The 19,347-nt window shown below is 67.8% G+C and carries 19 protein-coding genes; 7 read left to right on the top strand and 12 right to left on the bottom strand.

The window, feature by feature from the left end; genetic code table 11:
• Positions 1-8 precede the first annotated feature (8 nt).
• The 5 genes from BLW02_RS02430 (at position 9) to pabB (ending at position 6,069) form a co-directional block, all read left to right on the top strand.
• Positions 9-545 carry a VOC family protein gene (locus tag BLW02_RS02430; protein ID WP_092696848.1) on the top strand — a complete coding sequence of 179 codons (537 nt, stop codon included), beginning with the start codon at positions 9-11 and terminating at the stop codon, positions 543-545.
• Between the two features lie 147 nt (positions 546-692).
• Entirely contained in the window at positions 693-2,006 is a 1,314-nt protein-coding gene (gene fahA / locus BLW02_RS02425; protein ID WP_092696847.1) for a fumarylacetoacetase, read from the top strand.
• A gap of 193 nt (positions 2,007-2,199) precedes the next feature.
• On the top strand, positions 2,200-3,069 hold the full coding sequence (nadC, locus tag BLW02_RS02420) for a carboxylating nicotinate-nucleotide diphosphorylase (protein ID WP_092696846.1): 870 nt from the start codon (positions 2,200-2,202) through the stop codon (positions 3,067-3,069).
• Complete coding sequence (gene nadA / locus BLW02_RS02415) at positions 3,066-4,184, top strand: quinolinate synthase NadA (protein ID WP_092696845.1); 1,119 nt, start codon at positions 3,066-3,068, stop codon at positions 4,182-4,184. Before nadC ends, nadA begins: the two co-directional genes overlap by 4 nt.
• A gap of 82 nt (positions 4,185-4,266) precedes the next feature.
• Positions 4,267-6,069: an aminodeoxychorismate synthase component I gene (pabB, locus tag BLW02_RS02410; RefSeq protein ID WP_092696844.1), complete on the top strand. Its 1,803-nt coding sequence runs from the start codon at positions 4,267-4,269 to the stop codon at positions 6,067-6,069.
• A 99-nt stretch (positions 6,070-6,168) separates the two neighbouring features.
• On the opposite strand, the gene BLW02_RS02405 is transcribed toward pabB, so the two are convergent.
• The 8 genes from BLW02_RS02405 to BLW02_RS02370 form a co-directional block, all read right to left on the bottom strand.
• The gene (locus BLW02_RS02405) at positions 6,169-6,819 is read right to left on the bottom strand and encodes a tRNA-uridine aminocarboxypropyltransferase (RefSeq protein WP_425285639.1); all 651 of its coding nucleotides are present in this window, start codon (positions 6,817-6,819) and stop codon (positions 6,169-6,171) included.
• A gap of 176 nt (positions 6,820-6,995) precedes the next feature.
• Positions 6,996-7,355, bottom strand: a complete 360-nt coding sequence (locus BLW02_RS02400) for a 5-carboxymethyl-2-hydroxymuconate Delta-isomerase (RefSeq protein ID WP_092696842.1) — start codon at positions 7,353-7,355, stop codon at positions 6,996-6,998.
• A gap of 96 nt (positions 7,356-7,451) precedes the next feature.
• Positions 7,452-7,832, bottom strand: a complete 381-nt coding sequence (panD, locus tag BLW02_RS02395; protein WP_026434697.1) for an aspartate 1-decarboxylase — start codon at positions 7,830-7,832, stop codon at positions 7,452-7,454.
• An 86-nt stretch (positions 7,833-7,918) separates the two neighbouring features.
• The gene (locus tag BLW02_RS02390; protein WP_092696841.1) at positions 7,919-8,293 is read right to left on the bottom strand and encodes a 6-carboxytetrahydropterin synthase; all 375 of its coding nucleotides are present in this window, start codon (positions 8,291-8,293) and stop codon (positions 7,919-7,921) included.
• Between the two features lie 25 nt (positions 8,294-8,318).
• On the bottom strand, positions 8,319-8,954 hold the full coding sequence (gene queE, locus BLW02_RS02385; RefSeq protein WP_092696840.1) for a 7-carboxy-7-deazaguanine synthase: 636 nt from the start codon (positions 8,952-8,954) through the stop codon (positions 8,319-8,321).
• Positions 8,951-10,540: an L-aspartate oxidase gene (gene nadB / locus BLW02_RS02380; protein ID WP_092696995.1), complete on the bottom strand. Its 1,590-nt coding sequence runs from the start codon at positions 10,538-10,540 to the stop codon at positions 8,951-8,953. The genes queE and nadB overlap by 4 nt, the downstream gene beginning before the upstream one ends.
• Positions 10,541-10,660: 120 nt before the next feature.
• A complete protein-coding gene (locus tag BLW02_RS02375) occupies positions 10,661-11,506 on the bottom strand; it encodes a segregation and condensation protein A (protein ID WP_092696839.1) in 846 nt (281 codons plus the stop codon).
• 64 nt (positions 11,507-11,570) lie between these two features.
• A complete protein-coding gene (locus BLW02_RS02370) occupies positions 11,571-11,777 on the bottom strand; it encodes a DUF3460 family protein (protein ID WP_092696838.1) in 207 nt (68 codons plus the stop codon).
• Positions 11,778-11,819: 42 nt separating this feature from the next.
• Between BLW02_RS02370 and BLW02_RS02365 the strand changes: the two genes are divergently transcribed.
• On the top strand, positions 11,820-12,332 hold the full coding sequence (locus tag BLW02_RS02365) for an outer membrane protein assembly factor BamE (protein ID WP_092696837.1): 513 nt from the start codon (positions 11,820-11,822) through the stop codon (positions 12,330-12,332).
• 788 nt (positions 12,333-13,120) lie between these two features.
• Here BLW02_RS02365 and BLW02_RS02350 read toward each other — a convergent pair.
• Genes BLW02_RS02350 through BLW02_RS02340 form a run of 3 tightly spaced genes read right to left on the bottom strand, consistent with a single transcriptional unit; the run spans position 13,121 to position 18,145 of the window.
• Positions 13,121-14,779 carry an acetolactate synthase large subunit gene (locus tag BLW02_RS02350; RefSeq protein WP_092696835.1) on the bottom strand — a complete coding sequence of 553 codons (1,659 nt, stop codon included), beginning with the start codon at positions 14,777-14,779 and terminating at the stop codon, positions 13,121-13,123.
• Positions 14,780-14,799: 20 nt separating this feature from the next.
• A complete protein-coding gene (locus BLW02_RS02345) occupies positions 14,800-16,425 on the bottom strand; it encodes an FAD-dependent oxidoreductase (protein WP_092696834.1) in 1,626 nt (541 codons plus the stop codon).
• Positions 16,406-18,145, bottom strand: coding sequence for a SulP family inorganic anion transporter (locus tag BLW02_RS02340; RefSeq protein WP_092696833.1), 1,740 nt, complete (start codon positions 18,143-18,145; stop codon positions 16,406-16,408). Before BLW02_RS02340 ends, BLW02_RS02345 begins: the two co-directional genes overlap by 20 nt.
• Before the next feature lie 263 nt (positions 18,146-18,408).
• On the opposite strand from BLW02_RS02340, the gene BLW02_RS02335 reads away from it, so the two are divergent.
• Positions 18,409-19,029, top strand: a complete 621-nt coding sequence (locus BLW02_RS02335; protein WP_092696832.1) for a YitT family protein — start codon at positions 18,409-18,411, stop codon at positions 19,027-19,029.
• Here BLW02_RS02335 and BLW02_RS02330 read toward each other — a convergent pair.
• Positions 18,995-19,345, bottom strand: coding sequence for a hypothetical protein (locus BLW02_RS02330; RefSeq protein ID WP_244273597.1), 351 nt, complete (start codon positions 19,343-19,345; stop codon positions 18,995-18,997). The two genes, BLW02_RS02335 and BLW02_RS02330, sit on opposite strands and share 35 nt — an antisense overlap.
• Between the last annotated feature and the right edge of the window lie 2 nt (positions 19,346-19,347).

The raw sequence follows: 19,347 nt of genomic DNA, 5'->3' as shown, positions 1-19,347 counted from the left end.
AGACCGCCATGCTGGTTCAGAAAATTCACCACGTCGCCTACCGCTGCAAGGATGCCAAGCAGACCGTGGACTGGTACGTCAAGCACCTCGACATGCAATTCGTGCTGGCCATCGCAGAAAACGAAGTGCCCTCGACCAAGGCCCCCGATCCGTACATGCATGTGTTTCTGGATGCCGGCAACGGCAACGTGCTGGCGTTTTTCGAGCTGCCCGGCCAGCCGCCCATGGACCGCGACCACAACACCCCCAGCTGGGTGCAGCACCTGGCGCTCCGGGTCGATTCGATGGACACGCTGCTCGCCACCAAGGCCCGCCTGGAAGCAGCCGGCATTGAAGTCGTCGGCCCCACCGACCACACCATCTTCAAGAGCATCTATTTCTTTGACCCCAACGGCCACCGCCTGGAGCTGGCCTGCGACATCGGCACGCCCGAGATGTACGCCAAGCTCGATGCCGTGAAGTGGGAGATGCTGCAGGAGTGGAGCGAAACCCGACGCGCCCCCAAGCACGCCGCCTGGATGCACGACGGCAGCATGGCGCAATAAGAGCGGCTAACAAAGCCCTTCTGGCGTCGTTGCCGCGTCTTGCCGTACGACTCGTACTGCCTGCGACACAGCGCCTAGCCAGAACCGCTGCGCTGGGTTGTGTTACCCGCTCTCAACCCCGTCCCACCGAACCTGCTTGCCCCACCCATGACCTTTCTGAACGAAACCCACGACCCGCAGCTGCGCTGCTGGCTGCCCTCGGCCCATGCGCCCGGTACCGACTTCCCCATCCAGAACCTGCCGTTCGCGGTGTTTCGCCGCCAGGGGCGCTCCGAGCCCTGGCGTGGCGGCGTGGCCATTGGCGACCAGATCATCGACATGGCGGCGCTGGCCTCTGCGGGCGTGCTTTCGGGCGAGGCCCAGGTTGCGGCCCAGGCCGCAGCCAGCGACAAGCTCAACGCCCTGATGGCCTTGGGCCACAAAGCCTGGAGCGCGCTGCGCCTGGCACTGTCGCGCGCCTTGCGCGAAGGCGCGCCGCAGCAGGCCGCTCTGGCCGCCTGCCTGGTGCCCCAGGCCGGGGCCGAATACGACGTGCCCGCCCGCATTGGCGACTACACCGACTTCTACACCTCGGTGCACCATGCCACCAACATCGGCAAACAGTTTCGCCCCGACAACCCGCTGCTGCCCAATTACCACTGGGTGCCCATCGGCTACCACGGGCGGGTGTCCAGCATTGGCGTGTCGGGCCAGGCCTTTCCCCGGCCCAAGGGCCAGACCCTGCCGCCGGGTGCGCAGACACCCTCGGTCGTGCCCAGCAAACGCCTGGATATCGAGCTGGAGCTGGGCATCTTCGTGGGCGAGGGCAACGCCCAGGGCGACGCCGTTCCCATCACCGAAGCCGAGCAGCATGTGTTTGGCATCTGCCTGCTCAACGACTGGTCGGCCCGCGACATCCAGGCCTGGGAATACCAGCCCCTGGGCCCGTTCCTGTCCAAGAACTTCGCCACCACCATCTCGCCCTGGATCGTGACGCTGGAGGCCCTGGCACCGCACCGCGTGGCCTTTGCCCGCTCCGAGGGCGACCCCGCGCCGCTGCCCTACCTCGACAGCCCCGCCAACCGCGCGGGGGGCGCGTTCGACATCCAGCTGCAGGTGGGCCTGCGCACGCCGCGCATGGCTGCGGCCGGGCAGGGCGATGCCAGCATCTGCCGCACCAGCTACCGCCACGCCCACTGGACCGTGGCGCAGATGCTCGCGCACCACACCGTCAACGGCTGCAACCTGCAGCCCGGCGACCTGCTGGGCAGCGGCACCCTGTCGGGCCCCACGCTCGATCAGGCGGGCGCGCTGATCGAACTGACCACCGGCGGCAAGAACCCGCTGCAGCTGCCCGGCGGAGAGCAGCGCGTGTACCTGGAAGACGGTGACGCGGTCGTGCTGCGCGGCTGGTGCGAAAAGCCCGGTGCAGCGCGCATCGGCTTTGGCGAATGCTGGGGCACGGTGCTGCCCGCGCGCTGATACGGTTTTGCCTTCAAACGTAAACGATAGTTGGTTCGCCTTGCCGTGCTAGAGCACTGTCTGCGGCTTCCCGCCCAGTTATCCGCTTGAATGCAAGACCGTATGAAGCGGCGCGAGGGCGCACGCCATGCCCGGGGCATGGGGAAGCCCGGGCAGCCGTGCGGCGCGTGCCAATGCCGCTATGCTCCCGCCCATGACAATTCCGATCGACGATTTCAGCAACGCGGCCGTGGCCGCCCTGGCCCGTGCCGATGTGGCACGCGCCCTTGACGAAGACGTGGGCAGCGGCGACCTGACCGCTGGCCTGATAGCGCCCGCCCGCCGCACCCGCGCGCGCATCCTGGCACGCGAAGCCGCCGTGATCTGCGGCGCGCCCTGGGCCGAGGCCGCCCTGCGCGCGCTCGACCCTTCCGTGCAGCTGACCTGGCGCGTGGCCGAGGGCCAGCGCTGCGCCCCCGACCAGGTGGTGCTCGAAATCGAGGGCAATGCCCGCGCACTGCTCAGCGCCGAGCGTACGGCGCTCAATTTTCTGCAACTGCTCAGTGCCGTGGCCACCAAGACTGCCACCTATGTGGAGGCGGTGGCTGGCACCAAGGCCCGCATCGTGGACACGCGCAAAACCCTGCCCGGCCTGCGCCTGGCGCAAAAATATGCCGTGCGCGTGGGCGGCGGCACCAACCATCGCATCGGCCTGCACGATGCCGTGCTGATCAAAGAGAACCACATTGCCGCCGCCGGCGGCGTCACCGCCGTGCTGCGCGCCGCCGAGCAGGTGGCCGCACAGGCGAAGTTCATCGAGATCGAGGTCGAAACGCTGGCGCAGCTGGCCGAGGCGCTGGACGCCGGCGCCACCATGGTGCTGCTGGACAACATGCCGCTGCCCCTGCTGCGCGAGGCCGTGCGCATCAACGCCGGGCGCGCCATTCTGGAGATTTCGGGCGGCGTCACGCTGGCGGGCCTGCGCGAACTGGCCGAAACCGGCGTGGACCGCATCTCGATTGGCACCCTCACCAAGGACGTGAAGGCCACCGATTTCTCGATGCGCCTGCAGGAGCTGGCATGAACACCACCATCACCCTCAAGGAAGTCGATTACGAGCAGCCTGCCGAAGGCGGCGTGTGCACTACCCGCCACGCCTGGGCGCGAGTCCCCGCCGAGCTGTCGCAGGCAGAGCGCGCGGCCACCAAGGACAGGATCCGCCGCCTGCTCAAGGAAAAGAACGCGGTGATGGTGTCGCACTACTACGTGCACCCCGACCTGCAGGACCTGGCCGAGGAAACCGGCGGCATCGTCAGCGACTCGCTGGAGATGGCGCGCTTTGGCCGCGACCACGCCGCGCAGACGCTGGTGGTGAGCGGCGTGCGCTTCATGGGCGAGACGGCCAAGATCCTCTCGCCCGAGAAAACCATCCTCATGCCCGACCTCGATGCCACCTGCTCGCTGGATCTGGGCTGCCCCATCGAGGAGTTCAGCGCCTTTTGTGATGCGCACCCCGATCGCACCGTGGTGGTCTATGCCAACACCAGCGCCGCCGTGAAGGCCCGCGCCGACTGGCTGGTGACCAGCAGCTGCGCACTCGACATCGTGCGCGCCCTCAAAGGCCAGGGCCAGAAGATCCTGTGGGCACCCGACCGGCACCTGGGCGACTACATCCGCCGCGAAACCGGCGCCGACATGGTGATGTGGAACGGCGCCTGCATCGTGCACGACGAGTTCAAGGCCTTCGAGCTGGAATCGCTCAAAAAAGAGCACCCGCTTGCCAAGGTGCTGGTGCACCCCGAAAGCCCCCCCGACGTGATCGCCTTGGCCGACGCCGTGGGTTCGACCTCGGGCATCCTGAAGGCGGCACGGGAGATGGATGCGCGCGAATTCATCGTCGCCACCGACAACGGCATGATGCACAAGCTGCGCACCCTGAACCCCGGCAAGCTGTTCTACGAGGCGCCCACCGCCGGCAACAGCGCCACCTGCAAAAGCTGTGCCCACTGCCCCTGGATGGCCATGAACGGTCTGGCCGGTGTGGCCCAGGTGCTGGAAACCGGCGCCAACGCCATCCAGGTGGACCCGGCCATCATCCCGCGCGCGCGCCTGCCGATTGACCGCATGCTGGCCTTCACGGCGGCGCTGAAAAGCGGCCAGCCCACCCCTGGCCTGGTGCCGAACATCGGCGCGGCCTGATGCCCGTGTCCGTGGTGCCGGGGCGCGAATGCTCTGTGGGTAATAGCTGTCAGTGAAATACCTGTAAGCGCTGGAGGCCGATTTGACTCCCACTGCGCTCATCGACTTCACCCATCCGCATGACCGCGGCGCGCCGCGCCTGCGCCACGCCTTTGGCGCGCCGCGCCAGGTGCTGCAGACCCATGCCCTGCATGAAGTGCGTGGCGTGCTCGATGCCGTGCATGCCGCCGCGCAGCGCGGCCAATGGTGCGTGGGCCATGTGCGCTACGAGGCTGCCGCCGCCTTCGACGCCGCCCTGCAAACCCAAGCCGCCGACGGCCCGCTGGCCTGGTTTGCCGTGTACGACGCGCCCATGCCCTGGCCCGCCGAGGATGCGACCGAGGAGGCTGCCGCCGCGCACATCGCGTGGACCGGTGCCCCCGACCGCGCCGGTTTTGACGCCGCCATCGCCCGCATCCAGCAGGCCATTGCTGCGGGTGAGTTCTACCAGGTCAACTACACCGCGCCGCTCACCGGTGCCTTCCAGGGCAGCCCCGCTGCACTGTTTGCGGCGCTGCAGCGTGCCCAGCCCGGCGGCTACGCGGCGCATATCGACGCGGGCGGCGAGCAGGTGCTGTCGGTCTCGCCCGAATTGTTTTTTGACTGGCAGGACGCGCCCGGTGGCGGCCACATCCTCACGCGCCCCATGAAGGGCACGGCAGCGCGCGGCGCCACACCCGCAGAAGACGCCGCCCAGGCCGCCCACCTGCGCGCCTCGCCCAAGGAGCGCGCCGAGAACGTGATGATCGTGGACCTGCTGCGCAACGACCTCTCGCGCATCGCCCAGCCCCACAGCGTGCGCGTGCCCGCGCTGTTCCACACCGAGGCCCTGCCCACCGTGTGGCAGATGACGTCGGATGTGCAGGCGCGCACCCGGCCCGGCACCACCTTGGGGGATGTGTTTGCCGCGCTGTTCCCCTGCGGCTCGGTCACCGGTGCGCCCAAGGTACGCGCCATGCAGATGATCCGGGCGCTGGAGGCCGCGCCGCGCGGCATCTACTGCGGCGCCATTGGCGTGGTGCGGCCTGCGGGCGCGGCTGGTGCGGATGGCTGCCACGGCGTGGCCGCCACCTTCAACGTGCCGATCCGCACCGTGGTGCTGCGCACCGGGGCCGACGGCACCACCACCGCCACCTGCGGTATCGGCAGCGGCATCACCTCGGGCGCCACGGCCGATGCCGAATGGGCCGAATGGCGCCACAAGCGCGCTTTTGCCCTGCGCGCCAGCGCGCCGTTCGACCTGCTCGAAACCCTGGCGCTGCAAGCAGGCCGGTTCCGCCATCTGGGCGATCACCTGGCCCGCCTGCAAAGTGCGGCCGAGCATTTCAACCGCCCGTTCGATGCCGCCGCCGTGCAGCACTGCCTAGATGCGCTGGCCGCCAGCCACCCCGCCGGCGCATGGCGCGTGCGCCTGCTGTTGGGCGAGCGTGGCCAGCCCCGCGCCGAGGCCTTTGCCCTGCAGCCCACGCCCGAGCCCGTGCGCCTGCAGCTGGCGCAGCATCCGCTGGCCGAGGCGCAGGGCGAATTCGTGCGCTACAAAACCACGCGCCGTGCGCACTACGCGGCATTTGCGCCCACCACGCCCGGTGTGTTCGACACCGTGCTGTACAACGAGGCGGGCGAGATCACCGAAAGCACCTTCGGCAGCATTGCCATGCTGATCGATGGCCGTTGGGTCACGCCACCGCTGGCCTGTGGCCTGCTGCCCGGCGTGGGCCGCGCCGTGGCACTGCGCGAGGGGCGGCTGACCGAGGCCGTGGTGCGCCTGGCCGATGTGCCGTGCGTGCAGGCCTGGGCTTTCATCAACAGCCTGCGCGGCTGGCTGGCGGCCGAGCTGGTGCCCTGATGTGGCGCGTGTTTTCTGGCTCTGGCGCTTATCTGTAAAGCGCTGATAGCGCTTGTCTTTGTAGTATTCGGGTCAATCAGATGCGTTCGTCGCCCGCAGCTACCGGCCCTGCCAGGCCGCCTGCTGCGCTACAAATCCATCGAACGAGGCCAGCAAGGGCGCAAACCGTTCGGCGTCGGCTTCCAGTTGCGCCAGCGCTGCGCAGGTGGCTTCCAGGGTGGAGAGCTGGTGCGGCTGGCGTGCGGTGCGGATGCGGTAGCGCGAGGCGGGCAGTGTCTGCAGCGGCAGGCGCGGCAGCTGCTGCAGCAAGGGGTTCCGGTGCAGCATCTTGCGGCTTTTGCGCCAGGTGCCGTCGAGCACCACCAGGCGCAGCCGCTGTGGCCTTGGCAGCCAGGCGGGGTCCAGCGGCGGTGGGGTGGCCAGGCCGAGGGCGGCGTCTTGGGGCGCCTCGGGGTAGAGCAGCAGGGTGCGGCGCGAGGGGGCTGACGCGTCCGGTGCACCCCAGGGCGCGGCCAGCAGCGGCTGCAGCACGCCGGGGTCCCACTGTTCGCCGGTCTCCATGCGGCTGTGCGGCAGGCTCAGGTGCAGCAACCGGGCCGTGCCTTTGGCTTCGTGCACCTCCAGCGGGTGCTGCAGGATCAGCACCTCGGTGCGGTGCTCCACGGGCGTGACCCACCGGCAGATGCAGGCGCTGTGCGGGCGCAGGCAGGCGGGGCAGCGCGGGCGGCTGGCGGGATGCTGGTGCACTATCAAAAAAAGAGCCGCAGGCGCTTTATCAATAAGCGCTGCAGCCTTGGCTGATCAAAAAATAGTGGTGAAGTGGCTTATTCCGTTGCCAAACCATTCGTGTCTAGGCGCGAAGCCGCAGACAGTGCTGTAGCACGGCAAGGCGAAGCAACAACGACACGGATGGTTTGGCAATGGAATTACAGCCGCTCTTTGACGTAGGAGCCCCGGTCCATGTCCACGATTTCCACGCTGAGCTGCACCATCACGCCGGCCGGCTTGGGCGTGAGGCGGCGCAGCACCTCGGCCACGCGCTCGGACAGGTCTTTCTTGGCCTCGGGCGTGCGGCCAGAGAGCAGGCGCAACTGGGCGTGCACAAAGGCGCGGTTGGCGGGGGCGGTGCCCACGGCAAAGCTGTCCACCAGCACGAAGCGGCTTTTGAGGTCGGCCTCGTCCAGCACTTCGGGGCTGCTGGTGACGGCCTGGTTCAGTTCGGTGAGGGCCTGCGCTTCGGGGAAGCCGGCGAGGTTTTGCGAGTATTCAACGATCAGGTGGGGCATGGCGTGTTCTCGGGTTGGGGGTAGGGCAAGGAAGGATCGGAGCGCGGGCCATTCTGCGTGGTCTGGGCCAAACCAGGGGATTCTTTCAGATTGTTGTCAGAGCGCCTGCGTGGGCACGGCGTGGCGCAGGGCGGTCTGGCGGTTGCGGTCATCGACGAACACGAGCTGCGGTTCGTGCGTGGCCACCTTGTCTTCGGGCACCTGGGCAAACGCCGCAATGATGAGCAGGTCGCCCACGGCGGCGCGGCGCGCGGCCGAACCGTTGACGGAGATCATGCCGCTGCCGCGCTGGCCCTTGATGGCGTAGGTGATGAAGCGTTCGCCGTTGTTGATGTTCCAGATGTGGACCTGTTCGTTTTCCACGAGGTTGGCGGCATCCAGCAGGTCTTCGTCGATGGCGCACGAGCCTTCGTAGTGCAATTCGCAGTGCGTGGTGGTGGCGCGGTGGATCTTGGATTTGAGCAAGGTGCGGAACATGGGGGTTTCCTGGCAATGAAGTCGGTGAAAGCGAAAAGAACGGGGCCTGGCGGGACGGATGCGCTGCTGCGACGGCGGTTGGTGCGTCAGTGCGTGGAGAAGTCCAGCACGCAGCTGTCGCCCAGCGCCTCGCGCCACACGCGCACGCGGCTTACGCTGGCGCGCAGGACGGCGGGCAGCGCCTGGGCGATGAAGACGCACAGGTTTTCGAGCGTGGGCGTGCCCAGGCCGGGCACGTCGTCGAGCATGTGGTGGTCGAGCTGCTCGCGCACCACGGCCAGGCCCTGCCGCAGCAGGCCCAGGTCCAGCACCATGCCCGTGGCGGGGTCGCGCGCTCCGGTCAGGAACACTTCGGCATGGTAGGTGTGGCCGTGCACGCGGCGGCTGCCTTCGGCCTCGATCTCGCGGCGCAGGGTGTGGGCGGCGTCGAAAAAGAAGCGCTGGGAGATGGTGAACAACATACGGGAACCAGAAAAGAAAACCGCGTCACCGGATGCCGGTGAGCTTGTGGGTCTGCAGGCTCAATCGCCATGCAGGGTGGGCCAGGCAGGCGTCAATGCAGGCGGCGGTGTTCTGGCGCTGCAGCAGGCCGTCCATGGGCTGCAGAAAGCGGTGGGTGAAATGCGTGTCCTGCTCCAGCGCCTGCAGGTCAAAGCCGGGCTGGGGCCAGACGAGTTTCAGCTCCTGCCCGCTGCGCTGCACCCAGGGGGCGCCTGCCTTGGGACTGATGCACAGCCAGTCGATGCCATTCGGTGCAGCCACGGTGCCGTTGCTTTCGACCGCGATGCGGAATTGCTGCGCATGCAGTGCGTCGATGAGTTCGCTGTCCACCTGCAGCAGGGGCTCGCCGCCCGTCAGCACGACCAGGCGGTGGCCCGCGCCTGCGGGCCATTGGGCGGCGATCAGCCCGGCCAGTGCGGTGGCCGTCTCGAATTTGCCACCCAGCGTGCCATCGGTGCCCACAAAGTCGGTATCGCAGAACTGGCAGACGGCCTGCGCCCGGTCCTGCTCGCGGCCCGTCCAGAGGTTGCAGCCTGCAAAGCGGCAGAACACGGCGGGCGTGCCCGCCTGGCCGCCTTCGCCTTGCAGGGTATAGAAGATTTCCTTGACGCTGTAAGTCATCGGGGCACCGGTGGTACGAGGAGCGTAGGCGCGGCTGGCGCGGCCACCTCGGGGTAATCGCGGCTGAAATGCAGGCCCCGGCTTTCGCGGCGCAGCTGGGCGCTTTTCACGATCAGGTCGGCCACCTGCACCAGGTTGCGCAGCTCCAGCAGGTCGCGCGTGACATGGAAGTGCGCGTAGAACTCCTGGATCTCGCCCTGCAGCATGGCAATGCGGTGGGCGGCGCGCTCCAGGCGCTTGTTGGTGCGCACGATGCCCACATAGTCCCACATGAAGCGGCGCAGCTCGTCCCAGTTGTGGGAGATGACGACGGACTCGTCGGCGTCGGTCACGCGGCTGTCGTCCCATGCGGGCACGGCGGGCAGCGCGGCGGTGGGGGCTGCGGCAATGGCATGGGCGGCGGCGCGGGCAAACACCATGCATTCCAGCAGCGAGTTGCTGGCCAGGCGGTTGGCGCCGTGCAGGCCGGTGCAGGCGACCTCGCCCACGGCGTACAGGCCGGGCAGGTCGGTGCGGCCGGCCAGGTCGGTCAGCACGCCGCCGCAGGTGAAGTGCGCCGTGGGCACCACGGGGATGGGCTCCTTGGTGATGTCGATGCCGAGCGATGCGCAGTGGGCCAGGATGTTGGGAAAGTGCTCTTGCAGGAACGCCGGGCTCTGGTGCGAGATATCGAGGTGCACGCAATCGAGGCCGTGTTTTTTCATCTCGAAGTCGATGGCTCGGGCCACCACGTCGCGCGGGGCCAGTTCGGCGCGCGGGTCGTGGTCCAGCATGAAGCGCGTGCCACCCGCCGAGGGGGGCAGCAGCAGCCTGCCGCCCTCGCCACGCACGGCTTCGCTGATGAGGAAGGACTTTTCGTGCGGGTGGTACAGCCCCGTGGGGTGGAACTGGATGAACTCCATGTTGGCCACGCGGCAGCCCGCGCGCCAGGCGGCGGCAATGCCGTCGCCGGTGGCGGTGTCGGGGTTGGTGGTGTACAGGTACACCTTGCCCGCGCCGCCCGTGGCCAGGATGGTCTGTGGTGCGCGGAAAGTGACGACATCGTCCGTGCCACTGTCCAGCGCATACAGGCCCAGGCAGCGGTTGCCGGGCAGGCCGAGCTTGCGCGTGGTGATCAGGTCCACCAGCGTGTGCTGCTCGAACAGGGTGATGCCGGGCGTGGCGCGCACCACGTCGATGAGGGTGCGCTGCACCGCCGCACCGGTGGCGTCGGTCACATGGGCGATGCGGCGCGCGCTGTGGCCGCCCTCGCGGGTCAGGTGCAGCTGGTCGCCTTCGAGCGTGAAGGGCACGCCCAGACGGCGCAGCCAGGCAATGGATTCGGGCGCGTTCTCCACCACGAAGCGCGTGGTGGCCAGGTCGCACAGGCCCGCGCCGGCCACCAGCGTGTCTTCGATGTGGGCGGCAAAGCTGTCATCGTCGGCCAGCACGGCGGCAATGCCGCCCTGGGCCCAGGCGCTGGAGCCGTCCTGCAGCTGGCGCTTGGTGATGACGGCCACGCGGTGCGTGGGCGCCAGGTGCAGGGCCGCCGAAAGACCGGCGAGGCCGCTGCCTACGATGAGAACGTCGAATTCATGGGACTGCATGGTGGTTTTCTGGGGGCTGCGCAATGGGCGCTGCACTACGCCAGTGCCACCGTGGAACTGGCTTTGCCAGGCCACGGGTGGCGTCCCCCTGGGGGGAAGACGCGGAGCGGCGCAGAGGGGTCATGCCGGTGTATAGGCCAGCCGGACGTAAATGGGGGCAAAGGCCTCGGCCTGGGTGATCTCGATCAGGGTCTCCTTGGCCAGCTCCAGCAAGGCGATGAAGGTCACCACCAGCACGGTGCTGCCGCTGGCGGGCTCGAACAGTTCTTCAAACTCGACAAAGCGGCGCCCCTGCAGGGTTCTGAGCACCATGCTCATGTACTCGCGCACGCTCAGCTCTTCGCGGGTGATCTTGTGGTGCTGCACCAGCCGGGCGCGTTTGAGGATGTCGTGCCAGGCTTCCTGCAAATCCACCACATGCACATCCGGAAAGCGCGGTTGCATGCTTTGCTCGATGTACACCTGCGCCTTCACAAAGTCACGTCCGTATTGCGGCAGTTGCGCCAGGCGCATGGCCGCCGTCTTCATCTGTTCGTATTCAAGCAGGCGGCGCACCAGCTCGGCGCGCGGGTCTTCAGCCTCTTCACCGCCCTCCTGCTTCTTGGGTGGCAGCAGCATGCGCGACTTGATCTCGATGAGCATGGCCGCCATCAGCAGGTATTCGGCGGCCAGCTCCAGATTGCGGCTGCGGATCTCGTCCACATACACCAGGTACTGGCGGGTGAGGCCGGCCATGGGAATGTCGAGGATGTTGAAGTTCTGCTTGCGGATCAGGTACAGCAGCAGATCGAGCGGGCCTTCAAAGGCTTCGAGGAAGACTTCAAGCGCGTCGGGCGGGATGTACAGGTCTTGCGGCAGCGCAAACAGCGGCTCGCCATACAGGCGGGCCAGCGCCACCTGGTCCACCACGTCGGGCATGGCGCCCGGTGCGACGGCAGTGGCTTCTGCGGGGCTGGCGCTGTGCATGAATTGCTATGCAATCAATAGCTTTTAACGCTTGATGGTAAAGCGTTGAAAGCCATTGTGATGCTCAATCCGCGTTGGTCTGGTAGACGTAGGGCTTTTGCGCCACCTGGGCTTCGCGGTACTCGCCCCAGATCTTGCGGTCCACCTGCTTGTCCCACAGCAGGGCACGGCCGGCGCTTTGCTGCGCATCGAGCTCGGGCTTTTGCACCTTGAGCTGGTTGATGAACTGGGTGGCTTCGGACTGGTAGTCGGGGCGGCGGAAAATGGACATGAACTGATAACCTCTCTTCCTTGATTTTACCGGGAGCCTTTCATGTCCTTTCATTTCAGTGCCCTGGCCGTTGCGGCGGCAGCCCTCGGCCTGGTGGCCCTTGCCGGATGCGATGCCCAGCGCATCAGTGAGTTGCAGCCCGGTGTTTCCACCGAGGCCGACGTGCGCGACCGCTTCGGCGCACCCGAAACCATCTGGGACGAGGCCGATGGCGCACGCACCCTCGAATACAACCGCCAGCCCGCCGGCCAGATCAATTACATGATCACCGTGGGCGCCGACGGCCGGCTGGTGGCCGTGCGCCAGGTGCTCACGCCAGAGAACTTTGCCCGCATCACCCCCGGCATGGACATGGCGCTGGTGCGCCGCAGCCTAGGCAAGCCGGCCAAGGTCACGCCGTACCGGTTGAGCGGTGAAACCCACCACGACTGGCGCTTTGCCGAGCCGCCCAATATTCCCAAGGTGTTTACGGTGGTGACCAAGGATGGCAGCACGGTGCTGCGCACGATGGTGGGGCCGGATATGGATGCGCCGGAGAACAAGGGGGGGAGTTGAGTTTTTTGGGTTTTTGCGCTTATTTAGTGGGCGCTGGTAGCTATTGTTTTTATAGTTGATGATTTGCTTGGGTTGAAGGCGGAGGCCGGGTCTCGGCCCGGCGGCCGACTTACTTTTCTTTGCTTCGCCAAAAGAAAGTAAGCAAAGAAAAGGCGACCCTGCTGTCTGCGACCCTGCGCTGCGCTTCGGGCAGCCTGCGGTGCTCGGTGCTGGCGGGGTCTCGCTCGAACTCGCGCCTGCGGCGCTCAGACAATCGCGAGCCCTGATCCACCATCCCCTGCGCGCCGCAGGCGCAGCCAGAAGGGAAGGGAAAGCGAAACATCCATTCGGGCCATCGCTGCGCTCGGCCCAGCCTGTGCAGCGCGTGGCGCTTACGCCCGCGAGATGGGGCCGAGCAACGCGATGGCCCGAATGGATGTTCGGCTGTTGGGCCGTTCCACCTCATCTGGCTGCGCCTGCGGCGGGGCGGTTGCGGGGTGGCATGCGCGCTAGTGCGCGCATGCTTCGTCCACTGACTCGCCGTGGCTGTCCGAGCGCAGCGCGCCAGCGCGTAGCGAGTTCCACGGCGCACCCCACAACCGCCCCGCCGCAGGTCTGCCCCGAAGGGGTCGCAGACTGTGGGTCGCCTTTCTTTTGGGTACGTTTCTTTGGCGAAGCAAAGAAAAGTACCTCGCCCGCCGGGGCGAGACCCGGCCTCTGCCCTCAGCCCAAGCAAGCCAAGCAAGCCATAAACTACAAAAACAATAGCCGCTACCGCAATCCCACAAAGCGCCAGAGCCCAAAAACCGTCAAGGCGCAATCTTCCGTTTCAGCGCCCGCGCCACCGCCGGCGGCAAGCTCGGCAGCGAGCGCAGCAGCCACGGCAGCAGCCTGCGCTTGAGGCCGCTGAGCGACTGCGGCACCATGGCCTCGATCAGGTGCGGCCCCGGCGTGGCCAGGGCCTGCTCCAGCGCCCGCACAAACTCCTCGGCCGTGGTGGTGCGCACGCTGTGCACGCCCATGCCCTGGGCGAGCTGGGCGAAGTTCAGCACCGGTCCGGCCAGGTCCAGCTGGGATCTGGCCTTGGCGCCCACTTCCTCGGCGCCCACGCGCTCCAGCTCCACGTTGAGCACCGAGTAGGAGGCGTTGTTGAAGATGATGGAAACGACCTTGAGCTGCTCGCGCGCCATGGTCCACAACGCCTGGACGGTGTACATCGCGCTGCCATCGCCAATCAGTGCCAGCACCTGGCGATCGGGGCAGGCGATGGCCGCGCCGACGGCGCCCGGCAGGCCCTGGCCGATGGCGCCGCCCGTGAGCGTGATGAGGTCGTGGCGCGGCGCGCCGGCGGTGAAGGGGGCGAGCATCAGCCCCGAGGTGATGGCCTCGTCGATGACGATGGCGTTCTCGGGCAACATGTGGCCCACGGCCTTGCACACCTTCTCGGCGGTGAGCTTGCCGCGCGGGCGGCCCGGGCGGCTGGCGGTCTGCAGCGCGGGTGGGGCCTGTGCGGCGCCCAGCGCATCGACCAGCTGGCCCAGGCTGGCGGCCGCATCCTGCGCCGGGGTGGAGAGCGTGTGCACGGTGCAGCTGTCGGGCACGAGGTCGCTCTTTTTGCCCGGGTAGGCGAAGAAGGACACCGGTGCCTTGGCGTCCACCAGCACCAGGTGCTCGATACCGGCGAGCTGCACCCCGGCCAGCTCGGCCAGGTAGGCGATGCGCTCCACGGGGGGCAGGCCCGCGCCGCGCTCCAGCCGGGTCGGAAACACCTCGGCGAACACCTTCACGCCGCTGTGCGCGGCGATGCGCGCGGCCGCCAGCAGGCCGGGCGCACGCAGTGCCTGGCCGCCCAGCAGCAGCGCGGCCTTGGGGCCCGCGCGCAGCGTCTGGGCGATGGCCTGCACCGTGGCGTCGTCTGCCGCTGCGGGGCGCGGCGGCGGCGGGGGCGCGCAGGGCACGCCACCCTCGCCCCACGACACGTCTGCGGGCAGGATCAGCGTGGCCACCTGGCCGGGCAGGCCACGCGCGGCGGCGACGGCGTCCACGGCGTCCTGGCAGAGCTGCGCCGTACTCTGCGATGTGCGCACGAAGCCGGGCGAGACATTGCGCGCCACGGTCTCGATGTCGGACTGCAGCTGCGCGTCGTAGGGCACGTGGTAGCTGGCATGGTCGCCCACGATGTTGACCACCGGCACCTTGCCCTTGCGCGCGTTGTGCAGGTTGGCCAGGCCGTTGCCCAGGCCACAGCCCAGGTGCAGGAGCGTGGCGGCGGGCTTGCCGGCCATGCGCGCGTAGCCGTCGGCCGCGCCCGTGGCCACGCCCTCGAACAGGGCCAGCACGGCGCGCATGCGCGGTTCGCTGTCGAGGGCGGCGACGAAGTGCATTTCGCTGGTGCCGGGGTTGGTGAAGCAGACCTCGACGCCGGCATCGGCCAGGGTCTTCATCAGGGCTTGGGCGCCGTTGGGCATGGAAGTCTCCTGGGGTTGGGTCAGCAGAGGCCGTGGCCCGTGGTGATGGAACGCGCGGCGGCGCGGCCGGTGAGGATGCAGCCGGGCAAAAAAGTGCCGTCGAGCGAGCGCTTGCCACTGGCGCCACCGCCGCCAAAGCCCGCGGCCTCGCCCACGCCGTACAGGCCGTCGATGGGCTGGCCGGAACCATCCAGCACGCGGCTGAGCAGATCGGTCTGCAGGCCCCCCAGGCTCTTGCGCGTGATGAGCTGCATCTGCACGGCGATGTAGGGCCCCGCGCCGGGTTTTTGCAGCGGCGCGGGCGCGCAGGTACGCAGCTTGTCCGGCCCCCACTGGCGCGCGTGCAGGATGCGGCGGATCTGGTCGTCGTTGTGCAGCCTGGCGCCCCTGGAAAAGTTGGCGTCGAAGGCGTCGGCCGTGGCCTGCAGCACGCCGGGCTGCACGTCCTGGGTGCCGGTCAGCGCGTTCATCTTGGCGGCCAGGCCGGCCAGCGTGTCGTCCACCAGGAAGTGCCGGCTCTCGGCGGCCATCTGTTTCACCAGCCGGTGGTTGCCCCGCAGCGTTTCCTTGAGGAACTGGGGGAACTGCATGTCGCGGATGCGCTGGTTGTGCTCGGCGCCCGAGATGGCGAACTCCTTGGCCGCGATGCGCCAGTTCAGCAGGTGCCAGGTCCAGGGTTTCTCTTGCTGCGCCACGCGCTGGCACAGCCAGTGGGTGTCAAAGCCCGTCACCAGCGGCTCGGGGCCGATGCGCCGGCCGCTGTGGTCGAGCCACAGCGCCGATTTGCACGGAATGGCGGACAGGCCATGCCCCTCGAAATGCGGGAAGGGGTGCGGAAAGCCGGCGGCGTAGTTCCACATCTCGCCCGCATGGGTGATGCGCGCACCCAGGCTGTCTGCCACCCAGTGGTGCATCTGGCCGTCAGCGAACGGGTGGGCGCCGTTGAGCATCGTGGCGGGCAGGGGGCGGTCCTTGGGCCAGTTGGCGCGGGTCTGCGCGTGGCCGCCGTTGATGCCGCCCATGGCCAGCACCACCACGGGGGCCTGGAGCAGCCGCTCGGCGCCGGTGTCCTCGTTCACCGCCAGCACGCCGGTGGGCCGGCCCTGCTGCAGGTCGAGCGCGGTGGCGCGGTGGCGGTGCAGCAAGGTGAGCCGCCCTTTGCCCGATTCGCCCGCCGCTTGCATCGCGGCAATCATGCGGCGGGTGAGCTCGCGCGACGTGCCCCAGACGATGTGGTAGCGCGGCACGCTGTTGCCGTCGCCGTGCATGCCGCGCTCCACCCAGTTCACGGCGGGCATGAACTTCAGGCCCTTGGCCAGCAGCCAGTCATAGACCTCGGTGCGCGAATGCTGCACGTAATGCGCGGCCCACTGGCGGGGGAACACCTCTTCGGTGCCCAGTTCGCCAAAGCGCAGCCAGTCGGCCAGCGCGCGTTCGGGCGTGTCGGGGATCTTCATGCGCGCCTGCAGTGGCGTGCCCACCAGCGCCATGCCGCCAAAGGCCCACAGGGCCAGGCCACCCAGGCGCTCGGGCGTGTCGCGGTCGATCAGGGCGACCGACTGGCCGGCACGCAGGCACTCCAGTGCGGTGACGATGCCGGCCAGCCCGCCGCCGACGATCACCACATCATGGTGCCGTGCCTGCATGGGGTGTCTCCTCCCGGTCCTTGTGGTGGGCATCGGTGCCGGCCGCCTGCGCCGCATTCTGCTCGGCCAGCCGGGCGCTGAAGCCCGATCGCTCCATCAGCGAGCGCGGCTGCTCCTGCGCATCCAGCACGCTCAGCACGCCGCCGCGCTGGCCCACGGCCTTGAGGATCTGTTCCAGGCCTTCGAGGCCGGTGGTGTCGAGCGCGAACAGGTTGCGTGCGTCCAGCAGCACTTCGGGGTTGTCGGGGCCGGCTTCGATGGCCTGCACGATGGGGTCGATCTTGGCCGCTGCGCCAAAGAACAGCGCGCCGTGCAGGCGCCAGGCCATGCGGGGGCGGGGGCCAGCCTCCAGTGCGAGGCCATCGGTACCGGGGGTGGACGCGGACTCGGGTTCGGCGCGGAACAGCGCGCTCATGCGCCGCACAAACAGCACGCAGGCCAGCCCCAGCCCCACCTCCACGGCCACCGTGAGGTCGAACACCACAGTGAGGAAAAACGTGCCCAGCATCAGCAAGCGGTAGTGGTTGCTGAAATGCCGCAGGCGCACAAACTCGTGCCATTCGCCCATGTTCCACGCTACATGCAGCAGGATGCCGGCCAGCACCGCCAGCGGAATATGCAGCGCCAGCGGCGCAGCCACCAGCACGATCACCGCCAGCGTGGCTGCATGCACCATGCCGGCAATGGGGCTGCTGGCGCCCGCCCGCAGGTTGGTGACGGTGCGGGCAATGGTGCCGGTGGCCGGCATGCCGCCGAAGAACGGCACCACGAAATTGGCCACGCCCTGGGCCATGAGTTCCTGATTGGGGTCGTGCTTGCGGTAGTGCGGGTCAGTGGCCACCTGGTCGGCCACGCGCGCGCACAGCAGCGATTCGATGGCGCCCAGCAGCGCAATGGTGACGGTGGGCGTGACCAGCAGGCGCACCGTCTCCCACGAAAAATCGGGCAGCGCAAAGGCCGGCGGCTGCTGCGGAATGCCACCGAACCGGCTGCCGATGGTCTCCACCGGCATCTCCAGCCAGCGCGCCAGCGCCGTGAGCGTGACCAGCGCCACCACGGGCGCCGGAATGCGGGCAAAGCGGCGCACGGTGTGGCCCTCGGCCACGCGCAGCACCGGTGAGCCGTGCGCGAACAGGCGCGGCCACACAAACAGCCCGCTCAGGCAGGCAGCGCCCAGCGCCAGCGCGTAGGGGTTGATGCTGCCCATGTGCAGGGCCAGTGTGTGCACCTGCGAGAAGAAGTTGCCGGGCATCTTGTCGATGGCCAGTCCCAGCCAGTCCTTGAGCTGCGACAGCGCAATCAGCACCGCGATGCCGTTGGTGAAGCCGATGACGATGCTCACCGGCACGAAGCGCACCAGGCTGCCCATCTTGAACATCCCGAGCAGGAACAGCAGCACGCCCGCGCAGGCCGTGGAGATCAGCAGGTTGGCCACGCCGTAACGCTCGACGATGCCATAGACGATGACGATGAAGGCACCAGCCGGCCCGCCGATCTGCACGTTGGTGCCGCCCAGCAGCGCAATCAGAAAGCCGCCAATGATGGCCGTCCACAGCCCGGCTTCGGGCTTGAGCCCGCTGGCGATCGCAAACGCCATGGCCAGCGGCAGTGCCACGATGCCCACGGTAACGCCCGCACCCAGGTCGGCCAGCCAGCGGCTGCGGCTGTAACCGCGCAGGGCATCGAGCAGGCGGGGGCGAAAGGCGGGCGAGAAACGCATGGATGGACAGGGCGCGGGTGGCCAGCGAAGGCAAAAGCCGGTGGCCCAGTGTAGTGAGCCGGTAACAAAGCACAACCGCTGCGGTCGTACCCTGCTGGCGCGTGTTTTTTGTTGATGCTATTTAATTAATAGCATAATACGATCTTTGCATAAGCGATACAGGCATTTTTTCCAAGATGCCATGGCGGGCTTTGCCAGCGCCGCGGTCAGCCGCTCCATGGCCTGGCGCGTTGCTTGCTTGCACTTCTCTCGTGAACTCTTCCATGCCTGACAACTCCCCTTCGCCTTCCTCCCTGCGCCACGGCACGTTCGAAGACGTGCAGGCACTGTTTGCCGGCACGCTGTTCGTGGCCATGGCGCTCATGCTGTTCAACCAGGCAGGCCTGCTGGTGGGCGGCACGGCGGGGGTGGCGTTCTTGCTGCACTACGTCACGGGCATCTCGTTCGGCAAACTATTCTTTGTGGTGAACCTGCCGTTTTACTGGTTCGCCTGGACGCGCATGGGGCGCGAATTCACGATCAAGACTTTTGTCTGCGTGGCCCTGCTGTCGCTGCTGGCCGAGCTGTTTCCGCATGTGATGCATGTGGACTACCTGAACCCACTGTTTGCATCGTTGCTGGGCGGGCTGCTGCTGGGTACGGGCTGCCTGTTTCTGGCGCGCCACCGCTCCAGCCTGGGTGGGGCCACGGTGGTGTCGCTGTACCTGCAAAGCCGCTACGGCATGCGCGCCGGCAAGGTGCAGATGATGATCGACGGCACCGTGGTGCTGCTGGCGCTGTTCGTCGTACCGGTGGAGCGGGTGGCGTATTCGGTGCTGGCGGTGCTGGTGATGAGCGGTTTTTTGTGGATCAGCCACCGGCCGGGGCGCTATACGGGGGAGTGAGCGGGGGTGGATTTGACGGGGGCTGTGGGCCCGGCAGCGCGGGTGGTGCGGATTGCGCTCCGGGCGCCGGGTGGATGGATTCCCTGATCTGGATGCCGCTGTTGTCTGCCGCTGCCTCGTCACTGGACATGGCATCGACGGCCATTCCCACGCCCTTGCCCACCACCTTGGCCGTGCCCACGGCCGCATCCGCTGCCAAGCCCACGGCGGTGGCCGTGACGCTGACGGCCGTGGTGGTTACCGCCACCACTGTGCAGCCGGTCAGCAACTGCGGCAGCAGCAAGGTGCCCACCAGGGTACAGGCCAGACTGCGCATAA

It is taken from the genome of Acidovorax soli (assembly GCF_900107605.1).
GTDB lineage: Bacteria > Pseudomonadota > Gammaproteobacteria > Burkholderiales > Burkholderiaceae_C > Acidovorax > Acidovorax soli.
This window is presented reverse-complemented; position numbering and strand designations above follow the sequence as displayed.